The organism is Rhodanobacter thiooxydans LCS2, from assembly GCF_000264375.1.
Taxonomy (GTDB): Bacteria; Pseudomonadota; Gammaproteobacteria; order Xanthomonadales; family Rhodanobacteraceae; genus Rhodanobacter; species Rhodanobacter thiooxydans.
Map to the genome: position 1 here is coordinate 41,321 of NZ_AJXW01000055.1, position 23,309 is coordinate 64,629.

Annotated in this window: 18 protein-coding genes and 1 pseudogene; 12 read left to right on the forward strand and 7 right to left on the reverse strand. The window is 68.9% G+C overall.

What is annotated here, in order from left to right:
- The first annotated feature begins 53 nt into the window (after nt 1–53).
- The 7 genes from UUA_RS11830 (at nt 54) to UUA_RS11860 (ending at nt 8,649) form a co-directional block, all read left to right on the forward strand.
- Entirely contained in the window at nt 54–1,451 is a 1,398-nt protein-coding gene (locus UUA_RS11830; RefSeq protein ID WP_008437116.1) for an amidase, read from the forward strand.
- A 177-nt stretch (nt 1,452–1,628) separates the two neighbouring features.
- Nucleotides 1,629–2,546, forward strand: a complete 918-nt coding sequence (gene cysD / locus UUA_RS11835) for a sulfate adenylyltransferase subunit CysD (protein ID WP_008437117.1) — start codon at nt 1,629–1,631, stop codon at nt 2,544–2,546.
- Nucleotides 2,546–4,423 (forward strand): adenylyl-sulfate kinase, encoded by a 1,878-nt coding sequence (cysC, locus tag UUA_RS11840; RefSeq protein WP_008437118.1) that lies wholly within the window; start codon nt 2,546–2,548, stop codon nt 4,421–4,423. Before cysD ends, cysC begins: the two co-directional genes overlap by 1 nt.
- 87 nt (nt 4,424–4,510) lie before the next feature.
- Nucleotides 4,511–5,611, forward strand: coding sequence for a glycine cleavage system aminomethyltransferase GcvT (gene gcvT, locus UUA_RS11845; RefSeq protein ID WP_008437119.1), 1,101 nt, complete (start codon nt 4,511–4,513; stop codon nt 5,609–5,611).
- 90 nt (nt 5,612–5,701) lie between these two features.
- Nucleotides 5,702–6,097, forward strand: coding sequence for a glycine cleavage system protein GcvH (gene gcvH, locus UUA_RS11850; RefSeq protein ID WP_008437120.1), 396 nt, complete (start codon nt 5,702–5,704; stop codon nt 6,095–6,097).
- A 610-nt stretch (nt 6,098–6,707) separates the two neighbouring features.
- Nucleotides 6,708–7,241, forward strand: coding sequence for a met regulon transcriptional regulator MetJ (gene metJ, locus UUA_RS20220; protein ID WP_039953886.1), 534 nt, complete (start codon nt 6,708–6,710; stop codon nt 7,239–7,241).
- A 385-nt stretch (nt 7,242–7,626) separates the two neighbouring features.
- A complete protein-coding gene (locus UUA_RS11860; protein WP_039953889.1) occupies nt 7,627–8,649 on the forward strand; it encodes an energy transducer TonB in 1,023 nt (340 codons plus the stop codon).
- A 72-nt stretch (nt 8,650–8,721) separates the two neighbouring features.
- Here the strand turns inward: UUA_RS11860 and UUA_RS11865 are convergent, their stop codons facing one another.
- On the reverse strand, nt 8,722–10,041 hold the full coding sequence (locus UUA_RS11865; RefSeq protein WP_008437129.1) for a serine hydrolase domain-containing protein: 1,320 nt from the start codon (nt 10,039–10,041) through the stop codon (nt 8,722–8,724).
- Between the two features lie 57 nt (nt 10,042–10,098).
- Here UUA_RS11865 and UUA_RS11870 point away from each other — a divergent pair, with 57 nt between their 5' ends.
- Together UUA_RS11870 and UUA_RS11875 are read left to right on the forward strand one after the other, a co-directional pair.
- On the forward strand, nt 10,099–10,686 hold the full coding sequence (locus UUA_RS11870; protein ID WP_008437130.1) for a LemA family protein: 588 nt from the start codon (nt 10,099–10,101) through the stop codon (nt 10,684–10,686).
- A 47-nt stretch (nt 10,687–10,733) separates the two neighbouring features.
- On the forward strand, nt 10,734–12,626 hold the full coding sequence (locus UUA_RS11875; RefSeq protein WP_008437131.1) for a M48 family metallopeptidase: 1,893 nt from the start codon (nt 10,734–10,736) through the stop codon (nt 12,624–12,626).
- 86 nt (nt 12,627–12,712) lie between these two features.
- Here the strand turns inward: UUA_RS11875 and UUA_RS11880 are convergent, their stop codons facing one another.
- Nucleotides 12,713–14,350 (reverse strand): GMC family oxidoreductase, encoded by a 1,638-nt coding sequence (locus UUA_RS11880; RefSeq protein WP_050981876.1) that lies wholly within the window; start codon nt 14,348–14,350, stop codon nt 12,713–12,715.
- A gap of 79 nt (nt 14,351–14,429) precedes the next feature.
- Between UUA_RS11880 and UUA_RS11885 the strand changes: the two genes are divergently transcribed.
- Entirely contained in the window at nt 14,430–15,692 is a 1,263-nt protein-coding gene (locus tag UUA_RS11885; RefSeq protein WP_008437133.1) for an NTP/NDP exchange transporter, read from the forward strand.
- 26 nt (nt 15,693–15,718) lie between these two features.
- On the opposite strand, the gene UUA_RS11890 is transcribed toward UUA_RS11885, so the two are convergent.
- Together UUA_RS11890 and mtgA are read right to left on the reverse strand one after the other, a co-directional pair.
- On the reverse strand, nt 15,719–16,147 hold the full coding sequence (locus UUA_RS11890) for a CBS domain-containing protein (RefSeq protein ID WP_008437134.1): 429 nt from the start codon (nt 16,145–16,147) through the stop codon (nt 15,719–15,721).
- Between the two features lie 97 nt (nt 16,148–16,244).
- Nucleotides 16,245–16,985: a monofunctional biosynthetic peptidoglycan transglycosylase gene (mtgA, locus tag UUA_RS11895; RefSeq protein WP_008437135.1), complete on the reverse strand. Its 741-nt coding sequence runs from the start codon at nt 16,983–16,985 to the stop codon at nt 16,245–16,247.
- A gap of 108 nt (nt 16,986–17,093) precedes the next feature.
- Here mtgA and hslO point away from each other — a divergent pair, with 108 nt between their 5' ends.
- The gene (gene hslO / locus UUA_RS11900; RefSeq protein WP_008437136.1) at nt 17,094–17,993 is read left to right on the forward strand and encodes an Hsp33 family molecular chaperone HslO; all 900 of its coding nucleotides are present in this window, start codon (nt 17,094–17,096) and stop codon (nt 17,991–17,993) included.
- 18 nt (nt 17,994–18,011) lie between these two features.
- Here hslO and UUA_RS11905 read toward each other — a convergent pair whose 3' ends face one another.
- A complete protein-coding gene (locus UUA_RS11905; protein ID WP_008437137.1) occupies nt 18,012–20,912 on the reverse strand; it encodes a bifunctional diguanylate cyclase/phosphodiesterase in 2,901 nt (966 codons plus the stop codon).
- Between the two features lie 237 nt (nt 20,913–21,149).
- Between UUA_RS11905 and UUA_RS11910 the strand changes: the two genes are divergently transcribed.
- Nucleotides 21,150–22,058, forward strand: coding sequence for a hypothetical protein (locus tag UUA_RS11910; RefSeq protein WP_008437138.1), 909 nt, complete (start codon nt 21,150–21,152; stop codon nt 22,056–22,058).
- Nucleotides 22,059–22,131: 73 nt separating this feature from the next.
- Here UUA_RS11910 and UUA_RS11915 read toward each other — a convergent pair whose 3' ends face one another.
- Both UUA_RS11915 and UUA_RS19630 read right to left on the reverse strand, forming a co-directional pair.
- Complete coding sequence (locus UUA_RS11915) at nt 22,132–23,034, reverse strand: DUF4097 family beta strand repeat-containing protein (RefSeq protein WP_008437139.1); 903 nt, start codon at nt 23,032–23,034, stop codon at nt 22,132–22,134.
- 17 nt (nt 23,035–23,051) lie between these two features.
- Nucleotides 23,052–23,309: pseudogene (locus UUA_RS19630) on the reverse strand (hypothetical protein); the annotation flags it as partial.

Genomic DNA, 23,309 nt, shown 5'->3' on the forward strand with positions numbered 1-23,309 from the left:
TGCAAACGCTTCACCCGAGGCGGTGATAATCGGCGCAACCCAAGGGAGCGTTCATGAATTCCATGCCGCCGATCGCCGATCTCGACCTGCGCCGCGCCTCGGTGTGCCAGTTGCTGCACTGGCTGGCGGTGGGCCGCGTGCAGCCGCAGGCGCTGGCCGACGTCTACCAGCAGGCGATCGAGCGGATCGATCCGCAATTGCATGCCTATGTGGACCAGCGTTCGGGCCTGCTGCAGGACCAGGCGGAACTGGCCGAGCGGCGGCGCCGCGACGGCGTGATCGGCCGGCTGGACGGCATTCCGATCGCGCTGAAGGACAACTTCGACATCGCCGGCTGGCCCACCCGGGTCGGCCTGCCCGGTCGCAGCAAGCCGGTGCGGGAGGACGCGCACGTGGTGGCGCGGCTGCGCGCGTCCGGCGCGGTGTTGCTGGGCAAGACCAACATGGACGAGGGCGCGCTGGGCGCGGTCACCAACAACCCGCACTTCGGCGCCACCCACAACCCGTACCGTCACGGCTACACCGCCGGCGGTTCCTCCGGCGGTGCGGCGGCGGCGGTGGCCGCGGGACTGGCCGCGGCCGCGGTGGGTTCGGACAGCCTGGGCTCGATCCGCATTCCGGCCAGCTACTGCGGCGTGTACGCACTCAAGCCCACCCACGGCGAGATCTCTGCCCGCGGCCTGGTGCCGGCGGCGCGCCGGCTGGATGCGGTCGGTCTGCTGGCGCGCAGCGCCGACGACCTCACCGTGCTGCTGCAGGTGCTGGCCGGCTACGACGCCGACGACGCGCGCTCGCGCCGGCGCCGCGTGGCGTTCGCGCTGCCGGACTGGGAGCCGGGCAACCTGCGCGCGGGCCTGATCCCCGACTTGGCCGCGGTCGGCGTGCAGCCGGAGGTGGTCGAGGTGTTCGAGGCGGCGCTGGCGAAATTGCCGCATGCGCTGGGCGACCGCCGCACGGTCGACTTCGCCGACTGGGATTTCGCACGCACCCGCCGCGCCGGCCTGCTGCTGATGGAGGCGGAGATGCTTGGCACCTTCGCCGCGGACCTGGCCGATACCGGGCACCCGGTGTCGGAACACTTCCGCCGCCTGCTCGGCTACGCCGCCGGCAAGAGCGCGGCCGACTACGCGGTGGCCGACCGCGTGCTGGACGCGGCCACGCTGAAGATGCGCCGGCTGTTCGCCCAGGTCGACGTGCTGGTGCTGCCCACCACGCCGCAGGGCGCGTTCCCGCTGGATGGCCCGGTGCCGGATTCGCAGGCCGACCTCACCAGCTTCGCCAGCCTGGCCGGCTGCCCCGCGGTGAGCCTGCCGATGGGCACGCTGCCGAACGGCATGCCGATCGGTCTGCAGATGGTCGGCGCCCGCGGCTCGGACCTGCGCCTGCTGGAACTGGCCGCGGTGTGCGCGGCCACGCTGGACGCCGAGCCGGTCTATCCCGCCATCGCCTGAGGTGCATCGCGCTCCCTCCCCTGCGCGCAGGGGAGGGGAAATCCGCTGCGCATATGCCCCCGCATGGCGGCGCGCGCCGGGCAAGGTTATTTCGGATCACCGGCAGCGATCGCGTAACATGGCGCGGATAAGCGGTGCGCGATGGCGCGCCCGCGCAAGGCAACCCGGGTTTCGCGCATGAGTACAGGCAACGCGTCGGCGCTTTCGCATCTGGACGAACTGGAGGCGGAAAGCATCCACATCTTCCGCGAGGTGGCGGCGAATTTCCGCCACCCGGTGATGCTGTATTCGATCGGCAAGGATTCCTCGGTGCTGCTGCACCTGCTGCGCAAGGCGTTCTTCCCGGCCCGGCCGCCGCTGCCGCTGCTGCACGTGGACACCACCTGGAAATTCCGCGAGATGATCGCGTTCCGCGAGCGGGTGGCGGCAGCCGGCGACGTGCAGGTGCTGGTGCACATCAACCAGGAGGGCGTGCGCCAGGGCATCTCGCCGCTGACCCACGGCGCCACCGTGCACACCGACGTGATGAAGACCCAGGCGCTGAAGCAGGCGCTGGACCAGCACGGCTTCGACGCGGCGATCGGCGGCGCGCGCCGCGACGAGGAAAAGTCGCGCGCGAAGGAGCGCGTGTTCTCGTTCCGCAACGGCCAGCACCGCTGGGACCCGAAGCGCCAGCGCCCGGAGTTCTGGCATACGTACAACACGCAGATCCGCCAGGGCGAGAGCGTGCGGGTGTTTCCGCTGTCCAACTGGACCGAGATGGACGTGTGGCTGTACATCCGCCGCGAGGGCATCCCGGTGGTGCCGCTGTACTTCGCCGCGCCGCGCCCGGTGGTGGCGCGCGACGGCGCGCTGATCATGGTGGACGACGAGCGCTTCACCCTGCGCGAGGGCGAGGCGGTGGAAACGCGGCTGGTGCGTTTCCGCACGCTGGGTTGCTACCCGCTCACCGGCGCGGTGGAATCGTCCGCCGCCACGCTGGACGAGATCATCGCCGAGATGGCCGACTCGCGCAGCTCCGAGCGGCAGGGCCGGGTGATCGACCACGACCCCAGCGCCTCGATGGAACGCAAGAAGCAGGAGGGCTACTTCTGATGGCAGTCACCACCGCCACCGACACGGGCCACGGCCTGCTGCGCTTCATCACCTGCGGCAGCGTGGACGACGGCAAGAGCACCTTGCTCGGCCGCCTGCTGTACGACGCCGGTACGGTGCCGGAGGACCAGCTCGACGCGCTGGCGCGCGACAGCCGCCGCCTGCACGCCGACGCCGGCGGCGCGCTGGACTTCGCCCTGCTCACCGACGGCCTGGATGCCGAGCGCGAGCAGGGCATCACCATCGACGTCGCCTACCGCTACTTCCACACCGCGCGGCGCAGCTTCATCGTGGCCGACTGCCCCGGCCACGAGCAGTACACCCGCAACATGGCCACCGGCGCCTCCAACGCCGAGCTGGCGGTGGTGCTGGTGGATGCGCGCAAGGGCCTGCTGCCGCAGACCCGTCGGCATACATATATATGTGCGCTGCTGGGCATCCGCCAGGTGGTGCTGGCGGTGAACAAGATGGACCTGGTCGGCTGCGACGAGGCGGTCTATCGCGGCATCACCGACGCCTACCGGGCGCTGGCGCAGTCGCTGGGCATCGCCGAGGTGGCCTGCCTGCCGGTAGTGGCGCCGGACGGCGACAACGTGGGCACGCGCTCGTCGCGGATGCCCTGGTACACCGGCCCCAGCCTGCTCGAACTGCTGGAGTCGGCCGACGTCACGCCGCTACGCGCCCATGACTTCCGCATGCCGGTGCAATGGGTGAACCGGCCCGACCAGAGCTTCCGCGGCTACGCCGGCACGATCTGCGGCGGCCGCGTGGCGAAGGGCGACGAGGTGCTGGTGCAGCCCGGCGTGCAGCGCGCGCGCATCGCGCGCATCGTCACTGCCGACGGTGATCTCGACGGCGCCGGTGACGGCCAGGCGGTGACGCTGTGCCTGGACCGCGAGATCGATATCAGCCGTGGCGACGTGATCGCCGACGCGCTGCACCCGGCGCCGGTGGCCGACCAGTTCGCCTGCCACCTGCTGTGGCTGGGCGACAACGCGCTGCTGCCGAACCGCACCTACTGGCTGAAGCTCGGCACGCGCACCGTCAACGCGCGGGTGATGTCGATCAAGCACAAGGTGGACGTCAACAGCCAGGCGAAGCTTGCCGCGCGGCAGCTGGTGCTCAACGAGGTGGGCTACTGCACGCTGGGCCTGGACGAGGAGGTCGCGTTCGAGGCGTACGCGGACAACCGCACGCTGGGCGGCTTCATCCTGATCGACCGCCAGAGCAACGCCACCGTGGCCTGCGGCATGCTGGATTTCGCGCTGGGCCGTTCGGCCAACGTGCACTGGCAGCACGTCGACATCGACAAAGGCGTGCGCGCCTCCAGCAAGGGCCAGCAGCCGCTGTGCCTGTGGTTCACCGGCCTGTCCGGCGCCGGCAAGTCCACCATCGCCAACCTGGTCGAGCGTCGCCTGCATGCGCTGGGTTGCCATACCTACCTGCTCGATGGCGACAACGTGCGCCACGGCATCAACAAGGACCTGGGCTTCACTCCGCAGGACCGCGTGGAGAACATCCGCCGCATCGCCGAGGTGGCGCACCTGATGGTGGACGCGGGGCTGATCGTGCTGGTCAGCGTGATCTCGCCGTACCGCAGCGAGCGCCGCTCGGCGCGCGAGCTGTTCGACGCGGCGGAGTTCATGGAAGTGTTCGTGGACACGCCACTGGAAGAGTGCGAGCGGCGCGACCCGAAGGGCCTGTACCGCAAGGCGCGCGCCGGCGAGATCCGCAATTTCACCGGCATCGACGCGCCGTACGAGCGGCCCGAGGCACCGGAGATCCATCTGCTGAGCAGCGGCGAGCGCGCCGAGCAGCTGGCCGAGCAGGTGGTGGCGCGGGTGCTGGCGGGCATCGACGGCGACACCGCCGGCTGAGGCGGGAGCGGCATCGGCCGTGCATGGGTTGGATTGCCCGGTGCCGGCGGCGATAATGCGGAACTTCCCCCCGCAAGGCGCCCCGTGATGACCGAGAAGACCGTACTCAACGCCACCCATCGCGCGCTCGGCGCACGCATGGTCGACTTCGGCGGCTGGGACATGCCGATCAACTACGGCTCGCAGATCGAAGAGCACCACGCGGTGCGCCGCGATGCCGGCATGTTCGACGTCTCGCACATGACGGTGGTGGACCTGCACGGCGCGCGCACGAAGGACTTCCTGCGCCACCTGCTGGCCAACAGCATCGACAAGCTGAAGGTGCAGGGCAAGGCGCTGTACTCGTGCATGCTGGACGAGCACGGCGGGGTGATCGACGACCTGATCGTGTATTTCCTGGGCGACGAGTTCTACCGTCTGGTGGTGAACGCCGCCACCCGCGCCAAGGACCTGGCCTGGATCGAGCGCCAGGCGAAGGCGTTCGGGGTGGAGGTGAAGGAGCGTCCCGAGTTCGCCATGATCGCGGTGCAGGGCCCGCACGCGCGCGCCAAGGTCCTCGGCCTGCTGCACGAGGTGGATCGCCCGCGCATCGAGAAGCTGGGCAAGTTCGCCGCCGCCGCCGCGCAGGGGCCGCACGGCATGCCGCTGTTCGTGGCGCGCACCGGCTACACCGGCGAGGACGGCTTCGAGATCATGGTGCCGGCCGAACATGCCGTCGCGCTGTGGGAGGCGCTGGCCGCCGCGGGCGTGAAGCCGGCCGGCCTCGGCGCGCGCGACACGCTGCGGCTGGAAGCCGGCATGAACCTGTACGGCCAGGACATGGACGAGAGCGTGTCGCCGTGGGAAGCCAACCTCGGCTGGACCATCGCGCTGGACGAAGGCCGCGATTTCATCGGCCGCAAGGTGCTGGAAGCGCAGAAGGCCGCCGGCGTGAAGCGCGTGATGGTCGGCCTGGTGCTGGACGAGAAGGGCGTGCTGCGCCACGGCCAGAAGGTGCTCACCGCCAACGGCGAGGGCGAGATCCTCTCCGGCAGCTTCGCGCCGACCCTCGACAAGGCGGTGGCGTTCGCGCGCATCCCCGCCGGCGAGCCGGGCGCGATCCGCGTGGACATCCGCGGCCGCGAAGTGCCGGTGCGCCTGGTGAAATACCCGTTCGTGCGCGACGGCAAGCCCTGCGAAGGGATCTGAGCGGCATCACGCCGCATGCATTCTTCCCCGGCGGATATCGCTAGAATCACCGCCGACAATCCGACCCAACCCAACGACTGGACCCCGATCATGAGCGAGATTCCCGGCGATCTGAAATTCCTCAAGTCCCACGAGTGGGCCCGCGCCGAAGACGACGGCCTGGTCCGGGTGGGTATCTCCGACCACGCGCAGGACCAGCTCGGCGACCTGGTCTACGTCGAGCTGCCGGAAGTCGGCTCCGCCGTGAAGGCAGGCAGCGGCGCCGCCGTGGTGGAATCGGTGAAGGCCGCCTCGGACATCTACTCGCCGGTGTCCGGCGAGGTCGTCGCAGTCAACGAGCTGCTCAACGACAAGCCCGAGACCATCAACGAGGACGCCTTCGGCGAAGGCTGGATCTTCCTGGTGCGCCCCAGCGATCGTGCCGAACTCGACGAGCTGCTCGACGCCAACGACTACGAGGAACTGGTCGAGAACGAAGACCACTGAAGTCGCGCGCGATCATGCTCGACCCTGCCGGCCGCCCTGAGCGGCCGGCGTCGTTTTTGCCGCGGTGATTCGTGCATGCGAGGTGCGCGCGACTGGTGTCGCACAGGCGCATCTTGTCGATGCGATGGTGCCCGCGATGACTTCGCGCGACGGTCCCGCGAGGTCGCCGCCGTCGTCGTAGCGTCTTCCTCCCACGTCCCCCGGGGACCGGATTGGGCAACTCCGGGAAATTTTTTTTCGGTTGGCGCAGACCCCGAACAGGCCGCTTCCGGTCGTGTTCCGTTCATCTGCGGGCAGGCTGCCGGCGAGTCGGAAAGTGCTTCGTGCGGAAGGCTTCACGCGATGGCCGTTTCAATGACTATCGAGGGAATTGGCCTTGAAATCGTTGTGTACCAACGGTTTCAGAAGTAATGCCGATTTTTTGAAGAAAATTATATGGCCGTCCAGACGTCCATTTGATTAATCCGCATAATGGCCCGGAAGCCTTGTTGCGGAAGGCCTGGAGACGATTTGGGGTGGCTGGAACGGGATTGATTTGATGACTAAAATCAATTGACAGCCGAAATCTTCGGGGATAGCTTTCGCAACAGATCACGGGGAATGGGTTTTCATGGCGACAACGAAGTACATCAAGCCGTATGTCGAGCACGGTGAAAAGGCCAACGCAGTACGCAAGATCACCGTCTCGATTCCGCTGCACGTACTGCGGCGGCTTTCTGATTTGCGCACCCACCGCCAAGTGAACAATCTTCGGCACGCCACCAACAGCGATGTGTTGGTCGAGGCGTTCCTGCACGCTTTTACTGGGCAACCACTGCCAACTGATGAGGAGCTAAGACGAACCATGGCCACTGCCAAGAAATCCGCTGCAAAGAAACCGGCCGCCAAGAAGGCCGCCGCCAAGAAACCCGCCGTGAAGAAGGCCGCCGCCAAGAAGCCGGTCGCCAAGAAGCCGGCTGCCAAGAAGGCTGCCGCCAAGAAGCCGGCGAAGAAAGCTGCCGCCAAGAAGCCGGCGGCCGCCAAGAAAGCCGCGGTGAAGAAGGTTGCGAAGAAGGCTGCGCCGAAGAAGGCCGCCGCCAAGAAAGCTGCACCGGCCAAGGTGGTGAAGGCCACCAAGACCGCGAAGGCCAAAGCGAAGAAGTAAGGCGACACGCGACACCCCACAATAAGATTAGCCATCGACTTCTCTCCCCGCGGTGCCCAGCGCGGGGAGAGCACTTCGAGAAGCCTTCGTCCCGGCCTGGCCGGGACGCTTCGTTTCGGGGGCCGGAAAAATCTCGCGTGGCCAGGTGGCATGCCCCGCTTTTTATTTGGCGTGGCCGCCCTGCGCCTGCTGCCGGCGCGGCTTCGGGAAACGCCCGCCTGGACCTTGTTTCCGGCCACTGCCGTGACCGCGCGCATGATTTGCCGTACTGCGCCGTTGGAGTTACCTTCTGCACATCCGCGCCGCGGCGAATCCGGGGGATTCGCCGCTCCTGGATGGACAGGGGGAAAAAGCGCGGGTATCTGTCGATACTCAGTGAGAGACCATGGATACCCGATACATACTCGATACGCGCCGGCATGTGCGTGGGGCCGTTCGGCCGCTGATCATTGCCATCATCGCCATTTTCGCCCTGCTCGCCGCGGGCGCGTGGTTCCTGATCATCAAGCCGCATCAGGACCTGGTCATGGCCGACGCGGGCGGCCATCCATCCACACCGGTTTCCACTGCGACGCGGGCGGCGCCACCGCCGGCCAACGTGGCGGCGATGGATCTCAACCAGCTGCTGGCCGAGGCGCGTACCGCCATGAACGAGCAGCGCTACCTGGCGCCGGCCGGCAACAACGCGTTCGAGTTCTATCTGCGCGTGCTGGAAAAGGATCCCGGCAACAAGGTGGCTTCCGATGCGTTGCGCGAGACGTTCCCGTTCGCGGCCAGCTCGGCCGAACAGGCGATCAACTCGCGTGACTGGGGCGAGGCGCAGCGCCAGATCGAATTGCTGGCGAAGGCCGATCCGGCCAACTTCACGCTGACCATCCTGCGCTCCAAGCTGGATGCCCAGCGCAAGACGCAGGACAGGCAGCAACAGCTCGCCGCGGATCAGGAAAAGGCGGCGCAGTTGGCCGCCCAGAAGGCCGCCGCGGAGAAACAGGCGGCGGCTCAGCTGGCCGAGCAGCAGAAGGCCCAGGCGGGCGCGCAGCCGAAGGCAGAGCAGCCGCGCACGGCGCAGCAGTCGGAGCCGGCGGCGACCGGCGGCAACGCCACCGCAGCGGCTGACGGCGGCAGCAATGCCGCTGGCGGAACCACGGCGGCAGTCCTGGTGAAGGGCGCGCCCGCGCGCTACCCCACGGCCGCGATGCGTGCCCGTCAGGAAGGCTGGGTGGTGGTGTCGTTCACGGTCGATCCCGACGGCACGACCAGCGACGTGAAGGTGGTCGAGTCGCAGCCGCGCCATGTCTTCGACCGTGCCGCGATCGATGCGGTGGAGCGTTACCGCTTCAATCCGGCGATGAAGGACGGCGTGGCGGTTTCCAGCGTCAAGCAGCAGCGGATCGAGTTCAAGCTCTGATCGCGGCGCGGGTGCGGCAGGCCGGGCGGCGCATGTTTCGCATGCGCCGCCTTTCTTTTCGGGGAAGGCGGCTCAGCGCTGCCGCGGCGCGCGGCGATGCGCGTGTGGCTTGGCCTTGGCCCTCGCCTTCGGGCGTGCCTGCACCGCTGGCCTGGCGGCGCCGTCGAGATTGGCCCAGTCGACATGCGGCAGGCCCAGCAGGTCGTCGAACACCATCGGCATCAGCCCGCTCGGGGTAGGGCCGGTGGAGTTCCACAGCGTGACCACGCCGGCGCGGTACTTCGGGAAGAAGCCGATCATGGTGCGGTAGCCCGCGACGGCGCCGGCGTGGTAGATCAGCGTCTCGCCACCGTACTTGTAGACCCGCCAGCCGAGCGCGTAGTGCGCCGCGCTCAGGCGTTCACTGCGCCACGGCGTGGCGTGCAGTTCGCTGGGGGTGGAGACGCCTGGCTTGTGCAGCGTGTCCAGCAGCGTGGTGGGCAGCACGTCCGGACGCCCACCCATCTGCGCGATCAGCCATTTTTCCATGTCGCGCAGGCTGGCGTTGACGCCGGCCGCCGGCGCCACCCGGTAGTAGGTCTCGTTCGGGTCGAACGGCACCCAGCCGCGGCTGGTGGCGCGGTGCGGGCGCGCCCAGCTCTTGCTCGATTCCAGCGCGGCGCGACCGTAGCTGGCCGTGTTCATGCCCAGCGGATAGAAGATGCGCTTGTCGACCTGGCGATAGAAGAAGTCGCCGGTGCGCGCCAGCACCACGTCGCCGATCATGCTGAAGGCGACGTTCTGGTAGCCGTAGCACTGGCCCACGCCGCAGACCATGCTGACCTCGTCCAGCTTGCGCACCAGCTCTTCGTACGACGTGTCGCCTTCCAGCATGTTGTCGTAGGTGTTGCGCGGCAGGCCCAGCCGTTGCCCGAGGATGTCGCCGACAGTGGCCTGCGAGGCGGCCTGCATGTCCTTCAGCTTGAAGTACGGCAGCACGTCGACCAGCTTGGTGTCCCAGTCGAGCTTGCCGTCGTCGACCAGCAGGCCGGCGATGGCGGTGGCGAACGCCTTGGACAGCGAGGCGAGGCGGAACACGGTGTCCGGCTTGATCGGCTCCTTGGTGGCCGCATCGGCATAACCGACGGTACCTTCGAACACGACCTTGTCGTCGATCACCACCGCCGTGGCCAGCCCGGCCACGGCATCACGCTGGGCGAGGCGGTTCAGCCAGTGCTGGTAGTCCGCGAGAGTCTGCTTGACGCGTGCCGCGGGCAGCTTCTGCGGCGCAATATCGCCGCTGGTCGACAGCGTGGCCGCTGCCGGCGGGACGGGCGATGCATCGGCGCGCAGCGGCGTGCAAGCCAGGCCCAGCGCACCGGCGATCAGCAGGAAAAGGTTCTGAAACTGCATGGTATTCTGACGTGGTTCCGGCGCGAGGGGCGCGCCTTGGAGAAGGGGAGCGTGACGATGGGCCTGATCATTCTTCTGATAGTCATCGTTCTGATTGTCTTGTACTTCGTGGCGATCTACAACGGACTGGTCACTTCGCGCAACGGCTACAAGAACGCGTTTGCACAGATCGACGTGCAGCTCACCCGTCGCCACGACCTGATTCCGAACCTGGTGGAAACCGCCAGAGGCTACCTGGCGCACGAGCGCGGCACGCTCGAAGCAGTGGTGCAGGCGCGCAATGCGGCGGTCGGCGGGCTCGCCGGCGCGAAGGCCAACCCGGGCGACCCGGCCGCGATGCAGCAGCTGGCCAGCAGCGAAAACGCGTTGACCCAGACCCTCGGGCATTTGTTCGCGCTGCAGGAAGCTTATCCCGACCTGAAGGCGAACCAGACCATGATGCAGCTCTCCGAGGAGCTGACCTCCACGGAGAACCGGGTGGCGTTCGCGCGCCAGGCCTACAACGATTCGGTGCTGACCTACAACAACCGGCGCGAGGTCTTTCCCGCGTCGTTTGTGGCGAACGGCTTCGGCTTCGCCGCGGCCGAGCCGCTCGCGATCGACAACCCGGCCGTGCGCGACGCGCCGAAGGTTTCCTTCGGCTGATCGCCGCCGCGTCGCGGTGCATGCCGCGGCGCACTCCGGGAGCTTGCATGGATTTCTTTGCGCAACAGGCGCGCGTGCGCGGCAGCAGCCGGCGGCTGGTGGCGCTGTTCGTACTGGCGGTGGTGGCGATCGTGGTGGCGATCGACGCGGCCGTGTGGCTGGCCTTCGGCAACCATCCGGCCGCGGGCGAGCCGGCGGCGTCGAACCTGCCGCTGCTGCTGGTCAGCAGCGCCGCGGTGGTCGCCGGGATCGGGCTCGGCTCGCTGTTCCGCATCATGACCCTGTCCGGCGGCGGCAAGGCCGTGGCCGAAAGCGTCGGCGCGGTGGCGGTGCCGCCGGATACCGGCGACCCGCAGCTGCGCCGGCTGCGCAACGTGATCGAGGAAGTCGCGATCGCCTCCGGCGTGCCGGTGCCGGACATCTACCTGATGACCGACGAACCAGGCATCAACGCGTTCGCCGCCGGCTACTCGAGCTCCGACGCGGCGGTGTGCGTGACCCGGGGTTGCCTGGACAAGCTCAGCCGCGACGAGTTGCAGGGAGTGGTCGCGCACGAGTTCAGCCACGTGCTGAACGGCGACATGCGGCTCAACATCCGCCTGATGGGCCTGCTGTTCGGCATCCTGGTGCTGGCGGTGGCGGGGCGCAAGCTGCTGCAGTTCGGCGGCCGCGGCAGCCGTCGTGGCGGCAGCCAGGTGCTGCTGATCGGCGTGGCGCTGATGGTGGTCGGCTACATCGGTTATTTCTTCGCGCGCCTGATCCAGGCCGCGGTGGCGCGTTCGCGCGAAGCGCTGGCGGATGCCTCGGCGGTGCAGTTCACCCGCCAGACCGAAGGTCTCGCCGGCGCGCTGAAGAAGATCGCGATCGACGCCGATGGTTCCACCCTGCAGGTGGCGAACCGGCAGGAGGTGGCGCACATGCTGTTCGGCGAAGCCGGGCGGTTCAACGCGCTGTTCGCCACCCATCCGCCCCTGCTCGAGCGCATCCGCGTGCTGGAGCCTGGCTTCACGGAGGCCGACCTGGTGCGCATGGCGGCGGGGATGCCGCGCGAAGCGGCATCGCCACCGCCTGTGCCTGCGCACGCTGCGGCGGCCGGCTCCGGCGTGCCGGGCATGTCGGGCTTGCCGTTGCCGCCGGTACTGACGGGCGTGCTGGCCGGCGGCGCTGCCGCGGCCGCGCCGGCATTCCAGCGAGCCGCCGTCGTGCAGCAGGCAATGCCGGCGAGCTTGAGCGAAGCCGTGCAGCAGCCCGAGTCTGCGCTGACGGTGATGCTGGCGCTGGCGCTGTCATCGGAGGCGGAGCTGCAGCCGGCGCAGCGCCGGATCGTTGCCGATGCGTTCGGCGACGATGTGCAGCGTGCCGTGCAGGCACAGGCATCCGCCCTCACCGCGTTGGCGCCGATCGCGCGCCTGCCGCTGGTCGCACTGGCGTTTCCCGCGCTCAGGCAATTGCCCGACGGACGCCAGCAGACCTTGTTGCGCGTGCTGGACGACCTGGTCAGGGTGGATGGCCGGGTCGACATCGGCGAGTACTGCCTGGCGCGCCTGCTGCGCATTCAGCTGGGCGAGGCGCACGCGCCGCGCAGCGCGCCGGTCGATGGGGTGAAGAAGCTTCCGGCGGCACGCGACAGCGTGATCTTGGTCTGTACCGTCGTCGCCGCGGCCGGCTGTCCGGACCAGGCCGGCGCGAGGCGTGCGTGGCTGTTCGCGATGCAGCAGGCGTTCCCCGGCGAGGCCATCGAGTGGACGCCGCCGCCGGCGGCCTGGCAGACGCCGTTCGAGCGCGCGCTGGACGATCTGGACGGTCTGAACCCGATGGCCAAGGAGCTGGTGATCCAGGCCTTGCTGCGTGCGATCCACGCCGACGGCCAGGTCAGCGTGGAGGAGGCGGAACTGCTGCGGGTGATCTGCGCCAGCCTGCATTGCCCGCTGCCTTTGTAGGAGCGCACTCGCCCACAAGGGACTTCCTTCGGTCGTGCGCGATGCTCTTCGTCACATGACGGAAAGCATCGCGCACGAGTGCACTCCTACAGGCTTTGTCCTTCGCCGCGGATCAGTGCGCTCGCCCGCTCGGCGATCATGATGGTGGGTGCGTTGGTGTTGCCGGTCGGCAGGCTGGGCATCACCGAAGCGTCCACCACGCGCAGCCTGTCCACGCCGCGCACGCGCAGCTCGCTGTCGACCACCGCGCGTTCGTCGCTGCCCATGCGGCAGGTGCCGACCGGGTGGTAGATGGTTTCGGCCTTGCGCCGGATGAAGTCGATGTACTCGGCGTCGCTGGCGATGCGCCGTTCGGGGAATACCGGCTCGCCGCGATACGCCGCGAACGCCGGCTGGTCGAGAATCTCGCGCGACAGCCGCGCCGCCTCGATCATCATCTTCAGGTCGTGGCCTTCGGGGTCGCCCAGGTAATTGGCGTGGATCGCGATCGGCTGCGTCGGGTCGGCCGAGCGCAGGCGCAGCCGGCCGCGGCTGCGCGGATGCAGATGGCACGCATGCAGCGTGTAGCCGTAGCCGGGCAGGCGATGGCGGCCGTGGTCGTCGAGCAACGCCGGCACGAAGTGGAATTGCAGGTCGCAGCGCGCGTCGGCGGCGTAGCGGCTGCGCACGAAACCGCCGGCCTCGGCCACGTTCGAGCTGCCAGGCCCGTCGCGGTGGCGCAGCCAGCGCCAGCCGGCAGCCAGCTCGTTGAGGTGGTCGTAGCTGACGCGGTTGGGGTTGCCGTCGAGCGTGCAGATGTCCAGATGATCCTGCAGGTTGCCGCCGACCCCGGGCAGGTCTGCGAGCACCGCGATGCCGTGCTCGCGCAGGTGCTCGGCCGGGCCGATGCCGGACAGCATCAGCAGCTGCGGCGAGTTGATCGCGCCGCCGGCAAGGATCACTTCACCCGCTTCGATCCGCTCGACGCCGTGCCGGCCGTGGCGCAACTGCACGCCGACCGCGCGGCCGTGCTCGACCAGCACGCGCTCGACCAGTGCGTGCGTGCGCACGTGCAGGTTCGCGCGCTGGCGCACAGGCTTCAGGAAAGCGCTGGCGCTGGAGCAGCGTGCGCCGTCGCGCTGGGTCACCTGGTACAGCCCGAAGCCGGCCTGCCGTTCGCCATTGAAGTCGTCGTTGCGCGCGAAGCCGGCGCTCGCGGCCGCATCGAGCAGCGCAGCCGACAGCACGTTGTGGTGGCGCAGGTCGGCGACGCCGAGCGGGCCGCCGGCGCCGTGCAGCGCGCTGGCGCCGCGGCTGTTGTCCTCGCTGCGCAGGAACCATGGCAGCACCTCGTGCCACGACCAGCGCGGGTCGCCGCTGGCTTCGGCCCAGCCGTCGTAGTCGGCCGCCACGCCGCGGACGTAGCACATCGCGTTGATCGAGCTGGAACCGCCGAGCGTCCTGCCGCGCGGCCACCACAGGCGGCGCTGGCCGAGCGCCGGTTCCGGCTCGGTGCGGTAGTTCCAGTTGAGCGCGCGGTTGTTGGCCAGTCGCGCGATGCCGGCAGGCATGTGGATCAGCGGGTTCCAGTCGGCGGGGCCAGCCTCCAGCAGCAGCACGCGCGCGGCCGGGTCGGCACTGAGCCGGTTGGCGAGCACGCAACCGGCCGAGCCGGCGCCGACGATGACGTAGTCGTAACTGTCCAAGGTGTCCCCCCATGCCAGATCGGGTAAGCGTGAACGCATGCTAGGCTTGCCGCGCCCCACGCTGGATGCGCCTGTGAGTTTGCCCCGCCAAACCGTTGTGGAACAAGCCGCCGCGCCAATGCTCTCCGCGCTGGCGTTCTTCTTCGTGATGACCTCGTACTACATCATCCGGCCGGTGCGCGACCAGCTGAGCGGGGCGGTCGGCTCGCAGTCGCTGCCGTTGTTCTACGGCGCGGTGTTCGTGGTGATGCTGCTGCTGACGCCGCTGTTCGGCATGCTGGTGGCGCACTTCCGGCGGCGGCCACTGCTTGGCTGGAGCTATGGCTTCTTCATTGTCTGCCTGTTGGCGTTCGTGCCCGCGTTCATGGCACAGGAGCGCATCGGCGCGCGCGAACTGGGTGTGCTGTTCTTCGTCTGGGTCAGCGTGTTCAACCTGTTCGTGGTGTCGCTGTTCTGGAGTTTCATGGCCGACATCTTCTCCAGCGGCCAGGCTCGGCGGGTGTTTTCGCTGATCGCGCTGGGCGGCATGGGCGGGGCACTGTTCGGGCCGCTGGTGACCAAGCTGCTGGTGAGGGCGATCGGCGTGGCGCCACTGCTGCTGGTCTCGGCGTTGGCGCTGGCACTGGCGCTGGCGTTGTTGCTGCGGCTTTCGGCGAGCCACGACCGGCGCTCGGGCAGCCAGGGCGAGGAAACCATCGGCGGCTCGCTGTGGGCCGGGCTCAAGGAGCTGTGGTCGCGGCCGTTCCTGCGTTACATGGCTCTGCTGATGCTGTTTGGCGATGGCATCGGCACGCTGGCCTATGCGCTGGTGGCGGATTATGCCAAGGCGCATTTCACCAGCACGGTCGCACGCACGCTGTTCTACAACGACCTGGATCTGGCCACCAACCTGCTCGGCGCGGCATTGCAGCTGAGCGTGACGCCGTGGCTGCTGGTGCGTTGCGGCGCGGGCTGGGGACTGGTCGTTCCGTCGCTGGTGAATCTGGCCCTGCTGGTCGGGGTGGCGCTGATCGGTGGTGGGAGTTTCGCGTTCTTCAGCTACAGCGTGCCGCTGCTGGCCGTGATGCAGGTAATCACGCGCGGCTTCGCCTACGGCATGACCAAGCCGGCGGTGGATGCGTTGTACACGCGGGTGCCGCGCGAGACGCGCTACAAGGGCAAGAATTTCGTGGAGACCGCGGTGTGGCGCTTCGGCGACCTGGTGGTGACCAGCGCGGTGAGCGGCCTGCGCATGCTGGGTTGGGGCGTGGCCGGCCTGGCTCTGGCCGGTGCCGGCGTCGCCACGCTGGCGACGGTGGTCGCACGCCGTGCCGGCTGGTCGCCGGATCTGGCGCCGGACGAACAGGCGCCCGTGGACAAGGGGGCGAAAGCATCGGCTTGAGCCGATGCTTTCCTGCATCCCGGCTCTCAGCTGGTGATGTAGCGCTGCAGGTGCTCGATCTGCTCGGCCTGCGCGTCGATCACCGCCTTGACCAGATCGCCGATCGAGATCACCCCGACCACCTTGCCGTCCTGCACCACCGGCAGGTGGCGGACGCGGCTGTCGGTGCACAGGCGCATGCACTCGAACACGTCGGTATCCGGGCTCACCGTCAGCGGGCTGCCGCTCATGATGTCGGACACCGCGGTCTGCGAGGAGGAGCGGCCCTGCAGGATCACCTTGCGCGCGTAGTCGCGTTCGGACATCACGCCGACCAGCTGCTCGCCGCGCATCACCAGCAGCGCGCCGATCCGGTGCTCGGCCATGTGCTTGATCGCATCGAGCACCGGCGCTTCCGGCGCGATGCTGTAGATCGCGTTGCCCTTGCCCTGCAGCAGATGTTTGACCTGGCTCATGCTTGGGTCTCCCTGCGGCCCGGACGGGCCGTCTGCGGCGAGTCTAGCGCCGCCGTCACGCCGGCGTGTAGTGAAGTCGTGAACCGGTCGCGGGCGCTCAGCGCGGCTTGCGCGGCGGCACGCGGCGGTCGAGGTAACCGGGGCCGCCGAGCTGGTACATCTGCCGCTGGATCCATGCCGCGCGGCGCTGCACATAGGCGCTGGGGCGGTCCGCATGCAGGCGCCGCGGGTTCGGCAGCACCGCGGCAAGGCGGGCGGCCTGGGCCGGCCCGAGCTGCGCCGGCGGCACGTGGAAGTACGCCTCGCTGGCCGCACCCACGCCGTAGATGCCGTCGCCCAGCTCGGCGATGTTCATGTACACCTCGAGGATGCGCCGCTTCGGCCAGGTCAGCTCGATCAGCACGGTGAAGTACGCCTCCAGCCCCTTGCGCACAAAGCTGCGGCCGTTCCACAGGAACAGGTTCTTGGCGGTCTGCTGGCTGAGCGTGCTGGCGCCGCGCAGGCGCCGGCCATCGTCGGCCGCGTCGAGCGCGTCCTGGATCGAGTCGAGGTCGAAGCCGTGGTGGTAGGGAAACTTCTGGTCCTCGCCGGCCACCATCGCCAGCGGCACCCAGCCCGACACCTGGCTCCACGGCACCCAGTGCTGGCGCAGCCGGAAGTCGTGCTCGCCGTGGATCCACGCGCCAAGCTGGCGCTCCAGCATCACCGCCGAGGTCCACGGCGGCACGAAGCGCAGCACCAGCACCACCAGCCAGCTCAGCGCCAGCCAGGCCAGCAGCGCGATCGCCAGCAGGCGCAGCAGGCGTGTCAGCGGGGCGCGGCGGAACGGAACAGGCATGGCGGTACGCGCGGAAGGAGGCTGGCAGTATAGGGGCCCGCCGCCGGGACGTTGTCCGGGCGCCGCGGTGCCCCCATCTGTGGCGCTTGACCCGAAGAGACTTTTGCCGTGGACGAACTGCCTGTGGATGACGTGTTGCACCGCTTCCTGCTCGAGCGCGCCGGAGTGCGCGGCACCCTGGTGCGGCTGGGGCCGGCCTGGCGCGAAGTGGCCGGCCGCGCAGACTACCCGCCGGCGCTGCACGCCCTGCTGGGCGAGGCGCTGGCGGCCAGCGCGCTGCTGACCGGCGGCATCAAGCTCGACGGCGCGTTGTCGATCGAGCTGAAGAGCGCCGGCGCGTTGCGCCTGCTGTTCGCCGAATGCAGCGACCAGGGCCGCCTGCGCGGGCTGGCGCGCTGGAACGAGCCGCTGCCCGCGCCGCTGGCGCTGGATGCGCTGGCTGACGCGATCATGGCCATCACCATCGGCAACGTCGATCGTGGCCAGCGCTACCAGGGCCTGGTGGATCTGCGCCACGCCGACCTGGCCGCTTCGCTGGAGGACTACTTCACCAAGTCCGAGCAGTTGCCGGCGCGCATCCTGCTGGCCGCCGATGGCGAACGCGCGGTCGGCCTGATGCTGCAGAAGATGCCGGGCGAGGGCGGTCATGCCGTCGTGCAGGACGACGACGCCTGGAACCGCGTGATGCACCTGACCGCCACGCTGGGCGCGGCGGAGCTGCTGACCAGTGCACCGGAGCAGCTGCCGTACCGGCTCTACCACGAGGAATCGGTGCGCCTGTTCGAGCCGCGCCCGCTGGCGTTCGGCTGCAGCTGCAGCCGCGAGCGGGTCAGCGCGATGCTGCGCTCGCTCGGTCGCGACGAGGTGGAGGCGGCGCTGGCCGCGCGCGACGGGGAGATCGAGGTGGTCTGCGAGTTCTGCGCGCAGCGCTACCACTTCGACCGCATCGATGCCGAGCACCTGCTGAGCGAAGGTGCGGCTCCCGGCGCACCGGGTACGGCGCAGTAAGGCGCGCGGATTCCCCGTTCAGTTGAGCAGCAGCGGCCTGCCGGCGCCGAGCCAGGTGGCGGCAGGCTGCGCCTCGGCGAACAGGAAGCCCTGGCCGTAGCGGCAGCCCACGCGCAGCAGCGCCTGTCGCTGCGATTCGTCCTCGATGCCTTCGGCGATCACCTTCATCTGCAGCGAATCGGCCAGCACCTGGATCGCGCGCACCAGCGCCAGGCCCTGCGTTTCGGTGTCGTCTGGCGGCAGTTCGGTGATGAACGAGCGGTCGATCTTCAGCGTCTCGAACGGGTACTGGTGCAGGTAGCTGAGCGAGGAATAGCCGGTGCCGAAATCGTCCAGCGCGATGCCGACGCCGTGGCTGCGCAGGTTCTGCAGCATCTGCTTGACCTGGGTCGGGTTCTCCAGCAGCGCGTGCTCGGTGACCTCGATGCGGATGCAGCGCGTGGGCACGGCGTACTGTTCGAACAGCGCGAGCAGCCGCTGGTCGAGGTCGGCCGAGCGGAAATGCCGACCGGACACGTTGATGCTGATGAAGCCGTCCGTGCCGATCAGCCGCACCGCCTGGGTGCACACCTGCTCGAAGATCTGCCAGTCGATCGCCTCGGCGCAGCCGCATTCCTCCGCGATCAGCAGGAAGTCGTGCGGCGGCAGCAGACCGCGCTCGGGATGGTGCCAGCGCAGCAGCGCCTCGTAGCCGGTGACGCGGCCATCGGCCAGTTCCACGATCGGCTGGTAGAACGGCTCGAACTCGTTGCGGCTGAGCGCGTGGCGCAGGTCGCTCTCCATGTCCAGCAGCGACAGCGCCTCGCGGCGCAGGCGGTCGTCGAACATCGCCGCGCGATGGCGGCCGCCGTCCTTCGCGTTGTACATCGCCGCGTCGGCATCGCGCAGCAGTTCCTCCGGCTGGCGGTAATGCGGGCGGGCCAGGGCGATGCCGATCGAGGCGGAGGTGAAGATCTCCTTGGTGCCGAGCCGGAACGGCGTCTGCAGCTCGCTGATGATGCGTTCGGCGATCAGCGTGGCCTTGTCGGTTTCGACGATGCCTTCCAGCAGCACCGCGAACTCGTCGCCGCCGAGCCGCGCGACCACGTCGCGGGTCTTCAGGCAGGCGCGGATGCGGCCGCCAACCTGGAACAGCAGGTCGTCGCCGACCAGATGACCGACCGAATCGTTGATGACCTTGAAGCGGTCCAGGTCGATGAACAGCACGGCGAACTGCTCGTCGGGGTTGTCAGCATAGCGCCGCATGGCCTGTTCCAGCCGTTGCAGCAGCAGGGTGCGGTTCGGCAGGCCGGTCAGCGAGTCGTGCAGGGTCTCGTACTTCAGCCGACGCTCGACGCGCTCGCGCTCGGCGATCTGTTCGCGCAGGTCGCGGTTGGCCAGCGCCAGCGCGCGGGTGCGCTCGGTGACGCGGCGTTCCAGCCCGGCATAGGCGTGTTTCAGCGACGCGGCCGCCTGCTTGCGCTGCAGCGCGTTGGCGATGTGGTAGCTGACGAAGGTCAGCAGTTCCTGGTCGCGCTCGTTGTAGGTGTGCTCGGGCGAGTAGCTCTGCAGCGCCAGCACGCCCATCGCCTTGCTGCCCCAGATCAGCGGCACGCCGAGCCAGCACACCGAGCGCGCGCCGAAATGGCTGATCTCGCCCTGCGCGCTGAGGCGGTCGATCTCCGCCGGCGTGGCCAGCAGCGGCTTGGCATGGCGCAGCACGTATTCGGTGGCGCCACGACCGTGCGCGCGCGACGGGCGCACGTTCTCGACGTCGTCGACCGAGTAGGGGAAGGTGAGGTGGCCGCTCTCCTCGTCCAGCAGCGCGATGTAGAAGTTGCGCGCGTACAGCAGGCCGCTGATGACCTGGTGCATGGCCGCGTAGAACTTGTCCAGGCTGTCCGAGGTGTTGGACAGCTCGGCGATGCGGAACAGCGCCGCCTGCAGGCGCTCGCCGCGCTGGCGCTGCAGCACCTGCTGGCGCAGCACGCGGTTCGCCTCGCGCAGCGCGGCGGTGCGGTCGGTCACCCGGCGACCCAGTTCGAGATGCGCCTCGCGCCGCTCCAGCGCGGTCTGCACGTGCTGGGCCACGTAGTTCAGCAGCTCCAGGTCGTGCCGGGAGTAGTGCGTATCGGCGCGGTAACTCTGCATCACGATGCCGCCGACGACGCGGCCGGCGCGCAGCAACGGCGCGCCCAGCCAGTGTTCGCAGCTGGGACCGAGCGGCACGAGGCGGTTGCTGAATTGCTGGCGCAACTCGTCGATCGAACCCATCAGCGGCCTGCCTTCCTGCAGCAGGTTCCAGGTCAGGCTGTGCAGCATGTCCTGCAGCGGCACGCTCTGCTCCGGCGGCGGCGGATCGGTGTCCTTGATGTCGACGTAGTAGGGGAAGCGCACCGTCTCGGTGACCGCGTCGTAGAGCACGATGTAGAAGTTTTCCGCGTACATCAGGCTGCTGACGATGGCGTGCAGCGAGCGCATCATCTCGGGCATGTCGTGTTCGGCGCCGGCCTGCTCGGCGATCGCGTACAGCGCGCGCTGCAGTCGCTCGGCCTGTGCCAGCCGCGAGATGGCCTCGTACAGGCGGCTGGTCTCGGCCAGTTGGTGCAGGCGGACGTCGGCGAGCCGGCCCAGCCAGTCCAGGCGGTCACGCAGGGGTTCGGGCAGCGGCAGGTCGGCCCATTCCAGCACCAGGCTGCGCGGGCCTTGCGGATCTTCGGCCAGCACCAGCTGCCCGGCCAGATGACCGGGTTGCTCGTCCATGCGCCGCCAGCGCAGGCGACCGTGGATGCCGAGGTTGTCCAGCATCAGCTCGCACACTTCCATGACGCCGGCGGCGTCGGAAGCCTCGAACAACCTTTCGACCGCCGCATGCAGGGCCGCAAGATCCTTGGCCACCGGCGGCGGCTGGGATGAACGGATCGTCGGTGTGGCGCTCATGGGGCTGCGACTGGTTCCGGTGCGATCTGGCGGGTTGACGCGTCTTTATATCGTGTAAGTCTGCCCCCTCGCCAGTTTCCTGCCGGGGTGGGAACCCGTGACGGGCCCGGGGGTCGAAGCTGTGCCGGGTGCCCGCATTTGTGCGTTGGCGCGGGTTTTCAGGGTGTTAGCAAAACGTAAAGCAGGGTATACTGCGCGCCAAGTATCCACCATCGAACGAGTCTTCGGTCCGTCCCCATGCGTCGCCTGTCCGTCCTGCTGCTGACCCTCTCGCTGCCGCTTGCGGCGGCCGGGCAGTCCGTGGGCGGCGACAACAGCCTGGCGCAGCGTCTGCTGGCGCAACCGCCGGAGCAGACGGCCGAGGTCGAGCCGGGTGTCGTGGTGCCGCTGTGGCGCGGCGCCGATGGCCGGCTGCTGGCGATCAAGGCGGATCGCAGCACCGGTGCCGAAGCGCTGCGCAAGAATGCGCCGCTGACGCTGCGGGTGGTGGACGCCTCCACGGTGATGACCACCGGCGTCGAATATGGCCTGGGCCCGCGGCTGCAGGCGCACGCGGCGGTGAGCGAGCAGAGCTGGACGAACCCGGGTCTGCGCGTGTTCGGCAGTGAAGTGGGTGCTACCTATGACGCCGGCAGCTACAGCGTGGGCGTCAGCGTCGGCAGTACCACCACGCCGAACAGGAACGCGTTGCCGCGCGTGTTGCCGGGCGCCGCGCCGGGCGTGGATGGCCTGTCCAGTTTCGAGAGCAGCGCCCAGCTCAATGCGCACGGTCGGCTGGCCCTGGGCAGCAAGAGCGGCATCGACCTTGGCGCCAGCGTGGGCCGCGTCCACCTGCTGCCGGGCAACCTGCTCGGCGTCGACACGCTGGACCAGAAGGCGCTGAGCTTTGGCGTCGACCATGGCCCGCTGAGCGGCGTGGTGACCGGCCGCACGATGCAGCCGCAGGCGGGCATCCCCGGTGGCCTGAACGCCGACCGGCGCTGGAACAGCATCGACCTGGGCGTGACCTGGCGCCTGCCGTGGCGCGGCTCGCTGAGCGTCGGCGCGCAGAACCTGTGGTCGTCCGGCACCTCGACCAATACGCCGGCCGGCCCGGAACCGGATCAGTCGCGCACGCCGTACGTGCAGTACCACCAGGATCTCTGAGCGGTTTTCTTCCGCTGCGCTCCACCAGACAACGCCGTCGCCATGCGACGGCGTTTTTCGTTGGCGCAGGCGTTCAGTCCCGCTTGCGCACGCGCAGGTCGCCGCTGAACGTCTCGATGTTGATCTTGCCGGCAGCGTCGCCGAGACGGACGTCCAGCGAGCTGCCGGGGCCGTGCTCGGGTTTCTTCGGCGTGCCGAAATCGCTGCGCAGGTCGCCGCTGAAGCTGCTGGCATGCAGGCTGGCCGAAGTCGTCGCAGGCAGCTGGAGCTGCACGTCGCCACTCATGCTGTCGATGCCGATGCTGCCGCCGGCGGCCACGCCGCCGCTGAGCTGCACGTCGCCGGACACGGTGCTGAGGGTGAGCTTGCGCCACGGCCCGCCACTGGCCTGGATGTGGCCGGAAATGGTCTGCAGCTCGACCTCGGAACCCAGCGCCGGCGCGAGGATCTCGCCGCTGACGGTCTGCAGGTCGGCCTGGTCGGCATGCCCGGCCTGCTCGATGCCGCCGCTGACGCTGTGCACCTTCAGCGAGGGCGTGCGTGCATTGATGCGCGCCTTGCCGCTGACCGTGCTGACCTGGATGCTGCCGCCGTCCATGCCGTCGATGACCAGCGGCGCGCTGACCACGTTGACGTCGAGCGAGGCTGCCCTGGGCACGCGCAGCTCCAGCGTGGTCGGCGCCATCCTGCTGTCGCCGCCCCGGTTGAACCAGCCGGAGCCGCCTTGCGGTTCCACCCGGATCTCCAGGTCGCCGTTGCTGCCGGTGATCGCCAGTGGCTTGGCGCCGTCGCCGAGTCGGCCGCTGACCTCCACTTCGTTGCGGTCCCACGCGGTCACGTTCACCGTGCCGGCGACGTTGCCGATGCCGATGCGGGCGGTCGGGGTGGCGTCGTGGCGCAGCTGGATCGGCGAGTCGGCGAGCGCCTGGCCGATGCACAGGCACAGCAGCAGGGGAAGATAGCGGACGGGTTTCATGGTGGTTCCTGGTGATCTCAGCCGGCCTGATGGGCCAGCTGGCGCAGTTGCGTCTGTTGCTGTTCAGTGCGGCCGAGCAGGCGTTGCAGCGCCGGAGAATCCGGAGCCTGCTGCAGGGCCAGCTGCAGTTCCATGCGGGCGGCATCCAGTTCGATCGCGGCACCGGCGAAACGGGGGTCGGAAGGTTTCCAGTGGGCGCTGGCCTGCGTGGGTTCCGCCACAGGCGCGGCCACGGGCTGCTGCCACAGGCGCCAGCCGATGCCGGCGGCGAGCAG